The following is a 15,609-nucleotide window of genomic DNA, read 5'->3' as shown; positions in this document are numbered from 1 at the left end:
TCTACCGGACTGTACGCCGTCCGTTTAATTTCTCTGCCAGAATCGCGCCAATGTCGGCAAGCGGGCCCGGCTGGCACATATCTTTATGGCGGCAGTCTAAGTCATACCGCTCGATTTCCCCCGTAATATACGGTTTCCAAGTATCCGGCTCAATCGGGTCAAACCACTCCGGAATAATCGTTGATCTGAAGAACAGTACATCTCCGTGGAACGGCTTCGGCTTGTATGTTCCTAACAGCCCGACAGAATTAATGTACGTGTCTTTCAGATTCATCATCACTGACTCGTCCAGGCTGGCTAATGCGCTTCCCTCACGGCGGAGAATGGTCAGCGCGGTGTCAAAATCAAGCGGCTGATCCCCGAGGCTGTCCGGGTCGTACCCTCCCAGGGCAAGCAGCGCAATGACGGCTTCCTCGTCATCAGGCGCATTTTTTATCGGCAGAAAATGATTCGGATACGCGTCAAGCATCACCAATAGCGAAACCTCTTCACCCCGGCTCTGTAATTGTGTCGCCATGGCCTGAATGACATTCCCTCCAAGAGACCAGCCGAGCAGACGGTACGGCCCTTTCGGCTGCACGGTGCGGATTTTTTCAATATAATCCGCCGCCATGTCATCTAAGCTTTGCGGAAGCGGTTCTTTTTTTCCGATGCCTCTCGCCTGTAAGCCGTATATCGGATAATCAGCCTCTAAAGAAGACATCAGCCCGGCATAACACCAGCTGAGACCGCCGGCCGGATGGACACAGAACAACGGTGTTTCTTCTCCTGCCGTTCTGAGCGGAAGAAGAACATCAAGCGCGCTTGCGCCCGTTCCTGACTCAAGTCTTTCAGCAAGACTTGCCACCGTAGGAGCTTCAAATAGTGTTCCGATACTGAGCTCGGCTCCCATCGCTTCCCGAATACGGCTCATTAAATGAACCGCAAGCAAAGAATGGCCGCCTAAATCAAAAAATCTGTCATCAATACCGACACGCGGCAGATGAAGCACCTCTGCGAACAGCTCACACAGCATTTCTTCCTGCGGCGTTGTCGGTCCCCGGCCGGTGACCTCCGTTTGGAAGTCAGGCGCAGGGAGCGCTTTTCGGTCAAGCTTTCCATTCGGTGTCAGCGGCAGTTCATTCATTTGGACAAAAGCTGACGGAATCATGTAATCCGGCAGGCTTTCTTCGGCAAACCGGCGCACGTCCCCAGTGTCCAAAGTGCTGCCGGCAGATCGGACAAGGTAGGCGGCCAGCCGTTTATCTCCCGGCCGGTCTTCACGGACGACTGCGGCGGCATCCTCGACATCCGGATGTTTGACGAGAACCGCTTCGATTTCTCCCAATTCAATCCGGAAGCCGCGGATTTTAATCTGGTGGTCCGCCCTGCCCATATAATCAAGAGAACCGTCCGTCCGCAGACGGGCTAAATCCCCCGTCCGGTACATTCTCGTTCCCGGCGGGCCGTACGGATCAGCCACAAAGCGTTCGGCGGTCAGACTTCGCCGCCCTAAGTAGCCTCGCGCCACGCCCCCTCCGGCAACATACATTTCACCCGTTATGCCCGGAGGCACGGGCTCCAGCCGGTCATCAAGCACATATACGTTCAGATCAGGAATGCCGCAGCCGATGAGGCTGTTTGCTCTCAGCTCGGCAATGTTTTTGTCTAATTCAAGGTAACTGACGTGCACCGTCGTTTCCGTAATGCCGTACATATTCACGAGCACCGGCTGATTGTCCGCGTGGCGGCTGTACCAATCCTCAAGCCGGCTCAGCTCAAGCGCCTCGCCGCCGAAGATGATATATCTGAGTGCGAGCTGACGCCCCAGCTCTTTGTGTTCTTTTTCCGCATGCATCAGCTGGTAAAACGCTGACGGCGTTTGGTTAAGCACGGTCACCCGCTCTTTCACGAGAAGATGTAAAAACGCTTCCGGCGATCTGCTGATGTCATGCGGCACGACGACGAGACGCCCGCCGTGAAGCAGCGGCCCCCACATTTCCCAGACAGAGAAATCGAAAGCGTAGGAGTGAAACATCGTCCATACATCATCAGAATGAAAGTGATACCAATGCCGCGTCGACTCAAACAGCCGGATAACATTGCTGTGCGGAATGATGACACCTTTCGGCACACCTGTTGATCCCGACGTGTAAATGACATAGGCCGGGTGAAGCGGTGACAGCGGACGAATACGGTCGGCATTCTCAGGGTTCGTGACGGCATATTGCCGAAGTGTTTCCTTGTTCTGCGGATCATCCAAGATGAAGGCCGGCATGCCGCTTTCGATAGAGAGCTTACTTGCGCCTTCACGGTTGGTGAGCATAAATACAGGCTTGGCATCATGTAACATAAAAGCAATGCGGTCCGCGGGATAATCAGGATCAAGCGGCAGATACGCTGCCCCCGTCTTCAGGACGGCTAACAGCCCGACAATCATATCTAAAGAACGCGGCAGCGCCAGTGCGACAAACTGCTCCGGGCCGACGCCGCGGGCAATCATCATGTGCGCGAGCTGATTGGCTCTTTCATTCAGCTCTTTATAACTGAGTCCGCTCTCTTCAAATACTGCCGCCGTTTTATCCGATTTTGCGGCGGCCTGTATTTCAAACAATTCAGGCAGTGTCTGCCGAGGCTGAATATGCTGTTTTGCCCGATTAACCGGCAAAAGCTTCCGGCGCTCTTCATCAGAAAGAATGGTTAAGCTTCCGATCGGTTTTTCCGGATGTGATGTAGCATCTTCGAGCAGAAGAAGCAGGCGTCCGGCAAGTGCTTCGGCCGTTTCTTTTCTGAATAAGTCCGTACTGAACTCCAGCAGGCCTTCAATACCGGCAGGCGTGCCGTCGTCATGGCGCTGTTCAGCCAATTCCAGCGTCAAATCAAATTTGGACGATCCGACACTGCTGATTTGCAGGCTTGTTTCCATATCAGGAAGACTGAGTACAGGGTCAGGCGTATTTTGGAATGCGAGCATCGCTTGGAACAGCGGATGTCTTGATCGGGAACGAATCGGATTCAATTCTTCCACGAGACGTTCAAACGGCACATCCTGATGTTCATATGCTGCGAGATTCATTTCTCTGACCCTTTCAAGGAGCTCACAAAAGCTCGGATCGCCAGAGGTATCGGTTCTCAGTACGAGTGTATTAATGAACATACCCACAAGGTCTCCTAATGCGTCATCACTGCGTCCTGCTATCGGACTGCCGATCGGAATATCGGTCCCTGCACCGAGCCGGGTCAGTAACGCGGAAAGCCCTGATTGAAGCACCATAAACAGGCTTACGCGCTGCTTTCTGGCAAGTGAGAGAAGACGGGCATGAAGCTCTTGGCCGATGTTGACCGGAATGACGCCGCCCCTGTAGCTTGATTCAGCGGGACGCGGAAAATCAGACGGCAGCTCCAGCTGATCCGGTACATTTTCAAGCGTTTTCTTCCAGAAATCCAGCTGGCGCGCAATTAGGCTCTCAGAATCAGACGCGCTGCCTAAAAGCTGCTGCTGCCAAAGCGCATAATCCGCATATTGAACCGCCAGCGGCGCCCATTCTGCTTTTTCACCTGTTTGCCGGGCGATATAGGCTATGGATAAGTCACGCATGAGCGGATTCAAGGACCAGCCGTCACCTGCGATGTGATGCAGGAGAATCATCAGCGTATACTCGCCGTCACCAAGATCAAACAGCTCAGCCCGGACGGCCGGCTCTTTAGCGAGATCAAACCGATATCGTGCCGCAGCGGCAAGCATGTCTTGGAGCTCGTTTTTGTCTGCACGTGTCACTGTAAACACAGGGCGGGCTTCTTCAGCAGATAAAATGAGCTGATGAGATGATCCCTTATTTTCCGGAAAAACGGTGCGCAGGCTTTCATGACGGCTGACAACATCGTAAAAGGCGTGTTTCAGCGCTGATTGGTCAAGCTTGCCTGACATGCGGACAATCACCGGAATGTTGTAAGTCGGGCTTGGCCCTTCAAGACAGTAGAGAAACCAAAGACGCAGCTGCGCAAATGACAGCGGGATGTGCTTCGGCCGGTCAAACGGCTTGAGCTTAGGCCGCGCACTCTTTGCGGTGTCAAGCTGTGCGGCGAGCCCGGCAACGGTCGGCGTATCAAACAGACGGCCGATGCCAAGCTCTGCGCCCATCGTCTCCCGGACCCGGCTCATCAGGCGTCCGGCTAAGAGCGAATGTCCGCCCAATTCAAAGAATCCGTCATCAATTCCGACCCGCGCGAGACCGAGAACCTCGGCAAACAGATCGCATAATATTTCCTCCTGCGGCGTCCGCGGCCCTCTGTCAGACAGGACAGCGGAAAAATCAGGTGCAGGCAGAGCGCTGCGATCGAGCTTCTTATTCGGTGTCAGCGGCAATTCTTTCAGCTGTACAAACGCGCCCGGCACCATATAATCCGGCAGGCTTTCGGCCATATATGCACGAAGTCCGCCGATATCAAGGGGCTGATCCGCGACAGCGTAAGCCGCCAGCCGCTTATCTCCCGGCTGGTCTTCACGGACAATGACGGCGGCCTGCGAAATACCCGGGTATTTCGACAGCACTGACTCAATTTCTCCTAATTCTATCCGGAACCCGCGGATTTTAATTTGGTGATCGGCTCTGCTGATATAATCAAGCGAGCCGTCCTCACGCCAGCGCACGAGATCTCCCGTCCGGTACATCCTCGCGCCCGCGGGCCCGTACGGATCGGCAATGAATCTTTCAGCTGTTAAATCAGGACGGTTATAATAACCTCTGGCAAGCCCCTCCCCCGCGATATAAAGCTCGCCCGCGATTCCCGGCGGGACGGGCTGCAATGCGGCGTCCAGCACGTATACCCGCGTGTTCCAAATCGGATTTCCGATCGGAGGCGCCCCTGTATGGCCTTTTGCAAGCGGCTGTGCGGCCGACCAGATTGTTGTTTCAGTCGGCCCGTACAGATTCGTCACGGTACAGCCTGATTCAAGCAGAGCATGCATAAGCGCCTTCGGAAGCGCCTCACCTCCGACAAGCACCTGCAGCGCCCGGAGAGAATCCGGTTCATTGGTGACTAATGAATGCCACAATGTCGGCGTTGCCTGCATGATTGAAATACCGTATGAGTGAATCATGTGCGCAAGCGCCCGCGGTTCCTGAATCGTCTCTTTACGTGCGATAACGCACCCCGCCCCGCTGATGAGCGGAAGGAAGAGCTCAAGTCCGGAAATATCAAACGCCGCAGTCGTAACGGCAAGCAGGCGGTCTTGTTCCCCGAGCGGGAACATTTCCCGCATGGATAAGAGGAAATTGCTTACGCTTTTTAATGTGACGACTACGCCTTTCGGTTTGCCCGTTGAACCCGATGTATAGATGATATAAGCGGGGTGCAAAGGCGAACATTCCGCCTGAGCGGGACAGTCAGCATTTTGAGCGGCAACGGTTTTTACCGTATCCGGGTCATCGAGAATGATCCTTTTTGCATCACTGTCTTCCGGCATGCGGCCGGATAATTCCATCGTTGTAATCAGGCATGCAGGCTGTGCATCTTTGAGCATGTATGTGATCCGCTCAGAAGGAAAATCAGGATCCAGCGGCAGGTATGCGGCTCCCGTTTTCAAAACGGCCAGCATGCTCACGGCCAACTCCTGTGACCGCGGAAGCAGCAAAGCGGCAAATTGTTCCGGTCCGAGCCCCTTTTTCTTTAGCATGCCGGCAAGCTGGTTCGCGCGCTTGTTCAATTCGGCATAGCTGAGCTCTTCGTTTTCGGTGATGATTGCCGGCCGGTCCGGTGTTTTTACGGCCTGTTCGTAAAACAGCTCCGGCAGACTTTTCTGCTTCTCGGCCTTGCGCGTGTCATTCCAGCTTTCCAGTACGCAGAGACGTTCACTTTCAAGCAGAAGGTTGAGTGTGCCGATTTTTTGTGTCTGGTCTTTCACAGCGGATTCCAACAGAAGCAGGAAGCGTTTTTGATGGTTTTCAATATCTTCGGCGCTGTACACTTCCGGATTCGCATCAAAGTCCACACGCATTCCGCTTCCGTCCGCTCTGTCGTAAACGTTAATTGACAAATCATCAACGGGTCCTGCTGACAAATTATGGACGGTGCCCGGCGCTCCGGCGAAATCAAGCGCGTAGTCAAACGGCATCACATTGACTTGCGGGCCGAACAGCCTGCGATTTTCTCCGAGCAATTTAAGGTCGCGGCGCATGTCTTCATGGCGGTATTTCTGATGGCGCCGGATGTTTCGGATTTCTTTTGCCACTTGGCTGACGGCCTCATGAAAATTCATATCCGGGCGGAGAGAAAGCCGTAAAGGCAGAAGATTCATGACCATACTCGGAATATTCAGTGAAATAGAGCCGATCCGTCCCATCATCGGTAAACCGAGCACGATATCCCCTGTGTTTGTCATCCGGTGGACATATACCGCTGCTGCGGCCGTAACGGCTTCATGCCAGTTCGGAATCGCTTTTACATGCTGTAAAGCCGTTTCAGAAAGATAAGCCGTGCTTCTCCGAAAACTTGTTGACGTTCGCGGCGCTCTTTCTGCCAAACTGACGACATCAGGTTCATCCGCAAATTTCTCCATCCAAAATTCCCGATCTTTCAGGAATTGATCAGACGCGCGGTATTCTTGTTCTTCTTTTACCAGCTCCTCCAAAGAGCCGAAGGAGCGCCCGTTATCCGGACGTCCTTCCCGTATTGCGGTGTACATTTGCGCCGTACGCCGTGCCAGCAGTGAAAAACCGTAGCCGTCTATCGCAATGTGGTGAATGCGCTGATACCAGAAAAAGCGTTCCGGTCCCGCCTGAAATAAAATGTCGCGGAACAAAGGCCCGGCCGCCATATCAACGGGCTCAGCCAAATCTGTCTGCATGAGTCTGAGTGCGGCCTGCTTCGGATCAGTTTCTGAACTCACATCTATGACATCGATCGCAGCCTCAAATGGAGGATTGATGATCTGCTTCGGCCCGTCTGCTCCCTCTTCGAAGCAGGCGTGTAATGACGCGGCTTCCGTCAGCACGCGTTCGAGAGCGGTTTTAAATATGTTCACATCGATCGCGCCGTTTATCTCAACGTACTCGCCTGTATTGTAAATCGGATTATCAGAATCAAGCTGCTGCGCAAACCAGATACCGGCCTGTGCGCCTGTCAGAGGCAGCTGTTGTGTATCATGCATTCTATTCCCTCCCTTTATAAATAATCTGCGTTCGGCAAGACTTTTTGAGATCGGGAAGAAAGAAGTCTCCACCACTCTTCAAGCGTCGGGTTCTCCGCCAGTTCCACAAACGTCACTTCAGCTCCGTCACGGCGCCATTGTTCGACAAGGCTCATGATTCTGACGGAGTCAAGGCCTCTGTCCAGCAGGTCTTCATGATCCGGAATATCAGACGGTGATTCTTGAAGAATCGCCGCAATTTGTTCCCGCACCCGGTCTTTTGTCAATATGGCGGAAGCCTTCTTTTCACCTTCAGAAACCGGCGCGCCGCCCAGCAGCTCCAGCACTTCGTTTGTCAAAACTGTGTAAGCGCAGCGCTGAGACGCATATTCGATGGCCATCTTATGTTTTTCTGAAGAAAAATCAGCAACGGCATCTCCGATAAAGAAGCTTTGGATATCATCCATAAATGCTTCACAGGCTGTGACGAGGCAGCCGATGTGTGCATAAATTCCCGTAATCATGAGCTGGTCTCTGCCGCTTTCACGCATGATCTCAAGGAGATTCGTCCGTTTAAACGCGCTGTATCTCCACTTTGTGAGGACAATGTCCTGATCATCCGGGGCAAGCTCCGGAATGACCTTTTCTTCATAAGGCCCGCTTTTTAGCCCCGGCCCCCAAAAATCCGTCAGCAGCGCACGGTCCGCCGGGTCTTGGCTGCCTGGCTGCGCGGTATACACCACCGGAATGCCGAGTGCTTTGCATTGCTCTTTTATTTTTTTGATATTCTGAGACACCTCTGTGATCGGAGCGACACCTTTCGCAAAAGCATCGACGAAATAATTCTGCATGTCATGGATCAGAAGCACCGCGCGTTTCGGATTCAGCGTCCACGATACTTTATTTTCAGGCATATCTGACGCTGTCGGCAGCGCATATGCGGGAATAGACGGTATAGCCAATGTAAACACTTCCTTTTTTTAAGATTGTTTGATTTCAGCCGGCTTTACTTTTTGGGCGATCGTTTCGCGAAGATCCTTTTTACTGACCTTGCCGACGCCGGTTTTCGGAAAAGAAGCGATAAATTCAATCCGGTCGGGGATTTTATATGCCGCCAGTCCGCGCTCACGCAAAAATGCTTTCAGCTCTCCCGGTTTCGGCGCTTCTCCTTTCGGGATGACGAACACACAGGATCGCTCCCCGAGAAAATCATCCGGCATTGAAACCATGGCGGCATCATGAACGGCAGGATGCGCAAGAAGGTGATTTTCCACCTCCTCAGCGGCTATTTTTTCACCGCCCCGATTGATTTGATCTTTCGCACGTCCTTCGACGATGATATAGCCGTCCGCCGTCAGTTTGACGATATCGCCGGTCTGATAAAATCCGTCGGCTGTGAATGATCTTTCATTATGTTCTGGCGCTTTATAATATCCGCGAATCGTGTAAGGGCCGCGTGTAAACAAATGTCCCGCTTCGCCGGGGGCGACATCCCGCCCGTCATCGTCTAAGACCCTTACCTCATCAAATGGTGACATCGGTCTGCCTTGCGTATTGACAATGATCTCTTCCGGATCATCCAGTCTCGTATAATTCACCAATCCTTCCGCCATTCCGAAAACCTGCTGAAGGGTGCATCCGAAAGCGCTCTTTACGCGGCGGGCCGCCTCAGCGCTGAATTTGGCGCCTCCCACCTGCAGCACTTGAAGACTTGATAAATCATCACTTCGCGAACCGGATGCGTCCATCCACACCATCGCAAGCGGCGGGACGAGCGCTGTAATCGTGACACGTTCTTTTTCAATTAACGGGAAGCAGTCATCCGGACTCGGTGTCGGTGACAGAACAACCCGGCCCCCGGCATATAATGTTCCCAGCACACCTGGCGAGCTGAGCGGATAATTATGCGCTGTCGGCAGAGCGGCCAAATAAACGCTGTGATGATCCAAGCCGCATATTTCTGCGCTGAGGCGCAAACTGTATATGTAATCGTCGTGTGTTCGCGGAATCAGCTTGGACAGCCCCGTACTGCCTCCTGAAAGCTGTAAAAAGGCGACTTCCGCCGGGCTTACATCTTCCAGCTGAACAGGCTCACTATGCAGGCTGCTCAGTTCCTGAAACTCTTCAGCTTCGCCGGCTACAATGACATGCGCCAAATCCGGAAGTTTGTCTTTCACCTGTCTGGCAAGCGCCCTGTAATCAAAACCTGAATGCATATCAGGAATGATGTATGCTTTCGCCTCTGCAAACTCGCAGAAATACGTAATCTCACTGCTTCTATGAGAAGGCAGCGCGAAAACGGGCAGTGCTCCGAGGCGGAACAGCGCGAAAATCACTTCAAAAAACTCAGCGATATTCGGCAGCTGAACGACAACGCGGTCTTCCTTTTGAATTCCGAGCTTATGCAGTCCCGCCGCTAAACGATCGGCCCTTTCATCTAATTCTTTGTAGGTCCAATGTACATCTTTACACGTCACGGCAGTTTGATTTCCGTATAAAGCCGCGCGCTCTTTCAGCATTCCTCCGAACGTCTCACCCTTCCAGCAGCCGTCTTTTCGGTATTTGTCAGCCCATTCTTCCGGCCATGGCGTAAATCCAGTCAGCACGATCCGTTCCCTCCTTTTTTACAACTCATCTTGGTAAAGCCCCATCGCCCGGAGCATGGTGCGGAATTTCGCCGATGTCTCGTCCAATTCATCCTGCGGCTTTGATCCGGCGACAATCCCTGCACCCGCAAAGAGCCGGAGAGACCTTGTTTCCGCTTCGGCACAGCGGAGTGCGATAATCCATTCTCCGTCACCTTCAGCATCACACCAGCCCGCCATTCCCGTGTAGAAATTGCGGTCAAACGGCTCAATATCCTGAATCGCTTCTCTCGCCGCATCCGTCGGCGTTCCGCATACCGCGGGCGTCGGATGCAGGGCGATGGCCAGCTCAAGCGATGTCGTTGACGGATCATGCAGCTCTCCCTTTACCTCGGTGGACAGGTGCCACATCGCCTCAGTTTTAATGAGTGACGGTTTTTCCGGCACATCAAGCACACGGCAGAACGGTTTAAGGGCGGCGGCCACGGCGGCCACAACTACGGCATGTTCATGCAGATCTTTTGCTGATTGCAGCAGTTCTTCCGCTCTTCTCTGATCCTCGGCGGGATCTGTGCTGCGTGGTCTGGAACCTGCCAGCGGATTGGACAGAATCGATGTTCCGTTTTTGGACAGCAGCAGTTCAGGACTTGCGCCGAAAAGCGTTTTTCTTGTTTCTGACGTTCCCGTCACATCCGCAGCGAATGTATAGCCGCGCGGGTTGTGCTGCGCCAAATGCTTGACGGCCTGAGGAATGTCGATATCCGTTTCAGCGGTCAGATGAAGCGTCCTTGACAGCACGATTTTGCTGAGCGGACCGTCCGTAATGTTGAATACGCCTTGTTCCACACCGCTCATAAAGCCCTCAGGCTCCGGAACGGGACGGATGTCATATGTATTGGATTGCGGCTTTTCTGCGGAAGATTCCGCAAACGAAAGCGGGCCTGCCGTATGGACATTCTTCGGTACAAAAAGCCGGGAAGCTTTTCTGCCGTCAAAAGGAATGGCGCCGGCCGCAATCGGATGTTTGATGCCGGCTTTCTTTGCCTCAAGAAGCGTCTGTCTCACGCGTTCAGGCAGTGAATCCAGCTGATTTTCCGTGTCTGTATCGGGCACTTCCGCAAACATTCCTTCCGCAAGCATCGTACTTTTCGGGGAAGCTAAAAAGAACGCCCCGGGCTTGTAAGCGTCCAGCACCTCTTTTGCAGACACTTCCGTCAATACATGTTGATTTGTCATGTTTGTCCCTCCTTCTCGTTAAATCAAACGCCTAAAGTAGCGCCGCCATCAACGCATAAATCATGCATCGTAATATGGTTTGCCTGTTCAGAAGCCAGAAACAAAACGGCATTTGCAATATCAGAAGGCTTCGCCAGCTTTTGAAGCGGAATTCCCGTTTTATATGTATCAAGCGAACCTCTGATGACGTCCCGGGCTCCGTTCTCGTCCTGCCACAGCGCCCGCTGCATGTCGGTTTCCGTTGAACCCGGAGATACGATGTTGCAGCGGATATGATGGGCCGCAAGCTCCAGTCCGAGGCATTTCGTAAACATGGCGGCAGCCGCTTTTGACGCCGCATAAGCCGCCATGGAAGCACGCGGAACGCCGGCTGCATTCGAACCGACCGTAACGATGGCGCCCTTTTTCCGCTCAATCATGTACCGGCTTACAGCCCGCGACACATGAAATACGCCGGTCGAATTAACTGAAAATGTTTGATCCCAATCTTCATCACTGAGGGATTGCACCGGACCCGGCCGCAGCACGCCCGCAACGTTCGCCAATATTTCAATAGGCCCCATGTCGCGTTCAACGGCGGCGATGATATCATTGACAGCCGCACTGTCAGATACATCTGCGGCAAACCCCTGCGCCTGCACGCCTTTTTGCCGGAGTCTGTCAGTAAGCCTGAGAAGCAGGTCTTCATTTGTATCTATAGCTGCCACATTTACGCCTTGTTCAGCAAGGGCAAGCGCTGTTGCTTCTCCGATGCCTTGAGCGGCGCCGGTGACAACGGCCGTTTTCCCTTTCATTCCCAATGCGTCCATATTATCATTCCCTTTCTATATTGATAATGATTATCATTATCAATTATGATTCAAGACAATCATATCCAAATCAAAACACGCAGTCAATTAGAAAATTAGAATCAGCCGTATTTAGTTCGAAGGGCCTGTTTTTTCTCATGCGGGAGAATACGGGGTATGCGGCCCTCCCGGATTCAGGCAGAAACGCAGGGCCCTGCTGATTAAAACGGGCAGGACAGAAATATGGCCCTCTCCTTCAAACTCGCTGTATTCAGTACGGACTCCATCATCTTCAAAACCGGATAATAAAGAGTACAGCGCCTCTGCGTGCTGCGGGATTCTGCTTTTATGTGTTTTTTCAATTTCTCCCGCAGCCAGCAATACGCTGACTTGAAGATTTTCCGCAGAGAGCCGGTCCGACAAACGTTCCGCTTTTTCCTGAATAAAACGCTTGTTCCAGTGAATTGACGGACTCCCGGCAACATAGGTCTGAAACATGTCCGGCCTCGTCAAAAGCACTTGCAGCACAAAAAGACCGCCCAGCGAATGGCCGAAAATCGTCTGCCTGCCTCTGTCGATCGGATAATCCCGCTCCATCGCGGGCTTTACTTCTTCTTCTATAAAACTCAGAAACGCTTCCGCCCCTCCCTGTTCGGGCCATGCCGCGCCGCGCGGATGCACCGGCAGTTCTGATTCAGAAAGCGGCATCGTAAAATCACTGTGACGTTCGGCGGAAAACGGCTGATCTGTCGGGTAGCCGATTCCGACAATCACCGCCGGAACAACGCCTGTTTTTTCAGGCCGTCGGCTTTGCACCCGCAAAGCTTCGGCCATTGTGCCGAATACGGAATTCGCATCGAGCAGGTATATGACGGGGAAGCCGGATGCAGGCGGTTCTTCATGAGGAAAAGAGACAAAGATACGATACGTACGGCCTCCTTTTGAGCGCATTTCTCTTACTTCTGTGCCCGGAACCGCGTATCGGCCGGCCGGCGCGAAACCCCGCTTTATTTGTTTTCCGTCCATTATGTGTTCATCCCCTTTGCGGCAATTGCTTTATCTATCCTCATTGATAATGATTTTCAATATCAAAAGACACCTCAAATAATAGGTTTTTTACCAAACAAAGTCAATGGATTTTTGATATAAAAAAAGCACCTTATTTCAATAAGGTACCTAAGAACTATATAGTGATAGGGGCTTAATCCCATGTAAAGCGCTCATTCTTCCATGGATCTCCCCTCATATGGTAGCCGTTTTTCTCCCAAAAGCCGGGGTGGTTTTCCTTTGTGAACTGAATGCCGCGCAGCCATTTAGCGCTTTTCCAAAAATAAAGGTGGGGGAAAACGCCTCTGAGCGGATAGCCGTGCTCTGGCGTTAACGGCTCGCCGTTATGCGCATATGCCAGCAGGGATGTTTCCCGCGTAAAATCAGAAAGCGGCAGGTTGGCCGTCCAGCCCTCTTCAGCGTGCAGAATGACGAATCCCGCTTCTTTGTGCACGCCCGCTTTCTCAGCGATGTCTTTAGCGCGTATTCCCTGCCAGATATTATCAAGACGGGACCAGCCCGTGACGCAATGAATATCATTTTTCACTTCGGCTTCAGGAAAGGCTTTGATATCTTCAAAGCTTAACAGCATAGGACGGTCAACAAGCCCGTACACTTGCAGATTCCATTTTGACATATCTTCATAATAAGGAACATTTCCGGCGTGAAGCACGGGAAACTTCGTTGTGACATTTTGGTTTGGCGGAATCCGTTCCGACTGTTTTGTTTGTTTCGTTTTCCCGAAAAACATATGGCTCCCTCCATTTAGTAAACCTACATTAAATCTGTGTTGACAATCAATCACCCTTCGATTACGCTAATCAGGTACAAGTGTAAGGGGGAAAAACAAATGAAACAACGCAACCTTCGCACGGGCGATATGGCGCTTATCGGCATGTTTGCCGCACTGATGGCCATCGGCGCCAACATTACATCAATGGCTCCTTTTTTGCAAGTTGCGGGAATTCCGTTATCGCTGCAGCCTTTCTTTTGTCTGTTAGCCGCGATGCTTCTCGGCGCCAGACGGGCAGCCATCGCAATGACGGTATACGCATTGGCCGGACTCGCGGGGGCGCCTGTTTTCGCTCAATTCTCAGCAGGCTTTGCGCCGTTTATCGGAAAGAGCGGCGGATTTATTCTCGCTTACATCCCGGCGGCATTTGCAGCCGGATGGCTGCTGGAAAAAACAAAAAAACCCGGCCGCCTGCATTATGCATGGGCCTCTTTGATCGGTACCGCCGTCATTTATATCATTGGCACGACCTATACGTATATTGCGCTGAAATTATGGCTTCATGCTCCGATCAGCTACGGAATGGCCTGGTTTTACATGATATGGTTTTTCATAAAAGATATCATTTTAGCATTGTTATTGGCATCAATCGCGCCTGCCGTTTACAGGTCTATTCATAAAGCGACGGGGTTCAGCAGAAATCCGGCGTAAGATGTTCTCAGCATACAAAAAGGCTCCCCTTTCCGGGAGCCTTTTTTTACAGAACAAGCGCGGCAATCCAGCCGAATATCACAAGCGGAATGTTATAGAAAATAAATGTCGGTACGCATGTATCCCAAATGTGGTGGTGCTGTCCGTCGGCGCTGAGGCCTGACGTCGGTCCGAGCGTACTGTCACTTGCAGGAGAACCCGCATCACCGACCGCCGCAGCCGCTCCGATTATCGCGACCGTCGCCATCGGGCTGAATCCGAGCTGAGCGCACAGCGGGACGAATATGGTTGTAATGACGGGTACGGTTGCAAATGATGACCCGATTCCCATCGTGATTAATAAACCGACGATCAGCATCAGGAGCGCGCCTACTGATTGGCTGTGGCCGATCCATCCTGTTGACGCTTTGACTAAGGAAGCCACATCGCCCGTTTTATTCAATACATTTGAAAAACCGGCCGCAACAAGCATGACAAATCCGATAAAAGCCATCAGAATCATACCGTCCGTGATCAGCTTATCCGCTTCATTGCGCTTCATGACTCCGCTGATAAACAGCGTAAACAAGCCGGCAAGCGCGCCCATGATCATACCTTCCACTCCGAGCACTTGTGACAGATAGAGCTGAACGGCAAGCGACACGGCAATGGAGACCAGGGCGATGGCAATGCTTTTTTTCGTATAAGGAGAAGACGATAGTCCGGCAATCTCCTTCGTCTCATATTTCTTCGGTTTCCGGAAGACGATGACGGCTAAAATTAAACCGACCGCCATCCCGGCCGTCGGGATGATTAAAGCATACGGGATATCACTGAGCGGCACCTTTAAACCGGCTGACGCCATATTATCTCTCAGCATCCCCTGGAAAATCTGTCCGAATCCGACAGGCAGAACGATATACGGCGCAGTCAGTCCGAATGTCATCACACACGCGATCAGCCTGCGGTCTATTTCAAGTTCGTTAAATATTTTTAAAAGCGGCGGAATCAATACAGGAATAAACGCAATGTGAACGGGCACCACGTTTTGCGAGAAACAGGATATGATTAAAATAATCAGTACGATTAACACTTTTGACAGTGCTTTTTTCCGCGAATCTTCCTTTTTTCCGATTAGTTTGACAGACGCTTCCACCATTGCATCGGGAAGCCCCGTTTTTGTCAGCGCCGCGGCAAATGCTCCGAGCAGCGCGTAGCTGACCGCGACGGTGGCATTTCCGCCGAGACCGTCCGTAAAAGCCTTCACCGTCTCTCCGAGGCCTAAGCCGCCGGTCAGCCCGCCGGCAAGCGCGCCGATCATTAAAGCTATAATAATATTGACACGCAGCAGGCTTAAGACGAGCATAAGCAATACTGCGACAACAACAGCATTCATTGATGAGTCCCTCCAAAAATCCTTTA

General features: G+C 52.3%; 9 protein-coding genes. 1 reads left to right on the top strand and 8 read right to left on the bottom strand.

Annotated elements, in window-relative coordinates; genetic code table 11:
• Window position 1: 1 nt before the first annotated feature.
• The 7 genes from OQ477_RS15830 to OQ477_RS15800 form a co-directional block, all read right to left on the bottom strand.
• On the bottom strand, window positions 2–7,129 hold the full coding sequence (locus OQ477_RS15830) for an amino acid adenylation domain-containing protein (protein WP_265973140.1): 7,128 nt from the start codon (window positions 7,127–7,129) through the stop codon (window positions 2–4).
• A 14-nt stretch (window positions 7,130–7,143) separates the two neighbouring features.
• Window positions 7,144–8,070, bottom strand: coding sequence for an isochorismatase (locus tag OQ477_RS15825; RefSeq protein ID WP_265973139.1), 927 nt, complete (start codon window positions 8,068–8,070; stop codon window positions 7,144–7,146).
• A gap of 18 nt (window positions 8,071–8,088) precedes the next feature.
• On the bottom strand, window positions 8,089–9,714 hold the full coding sequence (locus tag OQ477_RS15820) for a (2,3-dihydroxybenzoyl)adenylate synthase (RefSeq protein WP_265973138.1): 1,626 nt from the start codon (window positions 9,712–9,714) through the stop codon (window positions 8,089–8,091).
• Between the two features lie 18 nt (window positions 9,715–9,732).
• The gene (dhbC, locus tag OQ477_RS15815) at window positions 9,733–10,929 is read right to left on the bottom strand and encodes an isochorismate synthase DhbC (RefSeq protein ID WP_265973137.1); all 1,197 of its coding nucleotides are present in this window, start codon (window positions 10,927–10,929) and stop codon (window positions 9,733–9,735) included.
• A gap of 23 nt (window positions 10,930–10,952) precedes the next feature.
• On the bottom strand, window positions 10,953–11,738 hold the full coding sequence (locus OQ477_RS15810) for a 2,3-dihydro-2,3-dihydroxybenzoate dehydrogenase (protein WP_265973136.1): 786 nt from the start codon (window positions 11,736–11,738) through the stop codon (window positions 10,953–10,955).
• A 135-nt stretch (window positions 11,739–11,873) separates the two neighbouring features.
• Window positions 11,874–12,743 carry an alpha/beta hydrolase gene (locus OQ477_RS15805; protein ID WP_265973134.1) on the bottom strand — a complete coding sequence of 290 codons (870 nt, stop codon included), beginning with the start codon at window positions 12,741–12,743 and terminating at the stop codon, window positions 11,874–11,876.
• Window positions 12,744–12,918: 175 nt separating this feature from the next.
• The gene (locus tag OQ477_RS15800; protein ID WP_012118333.1) at window positions 12,919–13,515 is read right to left on the bottom strand and encodes a sulfite oxidase-like oxidoreductase; all 597 of its coding nucleotides are present in this window, start codon (window positions 13,513–13,515) and stop codon (window positions 12,919–12,921) included.
• 99 nt (window positions 13,516–13,614) lie between these two features.
• Between OQ477_RS15800 and OQ477_RS15795 the strand changes: the two genes are divergently transcribed.
• The gene (locus tag OQ477_RS15795) at window positions 13,615–14,208 is read left to right on the top strand and encodes a biotin transporter BioY (RefSeq protein WP_265973132.1); all 594 of its coding nucleotides are present in this window, start codon (window positions 13,615–13,617) and stop codon (window positions 14,206–14,208) included.
• 46 nt (window positions 14,209–14,254) lie between these two features.
• Here the strand turns inward: OQ477_RS15795 and OQ477_RS15790 are convergent, their stop codons facing one another.
• Window positions 14,255–15,583: a Na+/H+ antiporter NhaC family protein gene (locus OQ477_RS15790; protein WP_265973130.1), complete on the bottom strand. Its 1,329-nt coding sequence runs from the start codon at window positions 15,581–15,583 to the stop codon at window positions 14,255–14,257.
• Window positions 15,584–15,609: the final 26 nt, after the last annotated feature.

This window comes from Bacillus sp. ChL18 (genome assembly GCF_026241425.1).
Classification (GTDB): Bacteria; Bacillota; Bacilli; order Bacillales; family Bacillaceae; genus Bacillus; species Bacillus velezensis.
The sequence above is the reverse complement of the archived record's forward strand: the minus strand, read 5'-3'. Positions and strand labels throughout refer to the sequence as shown.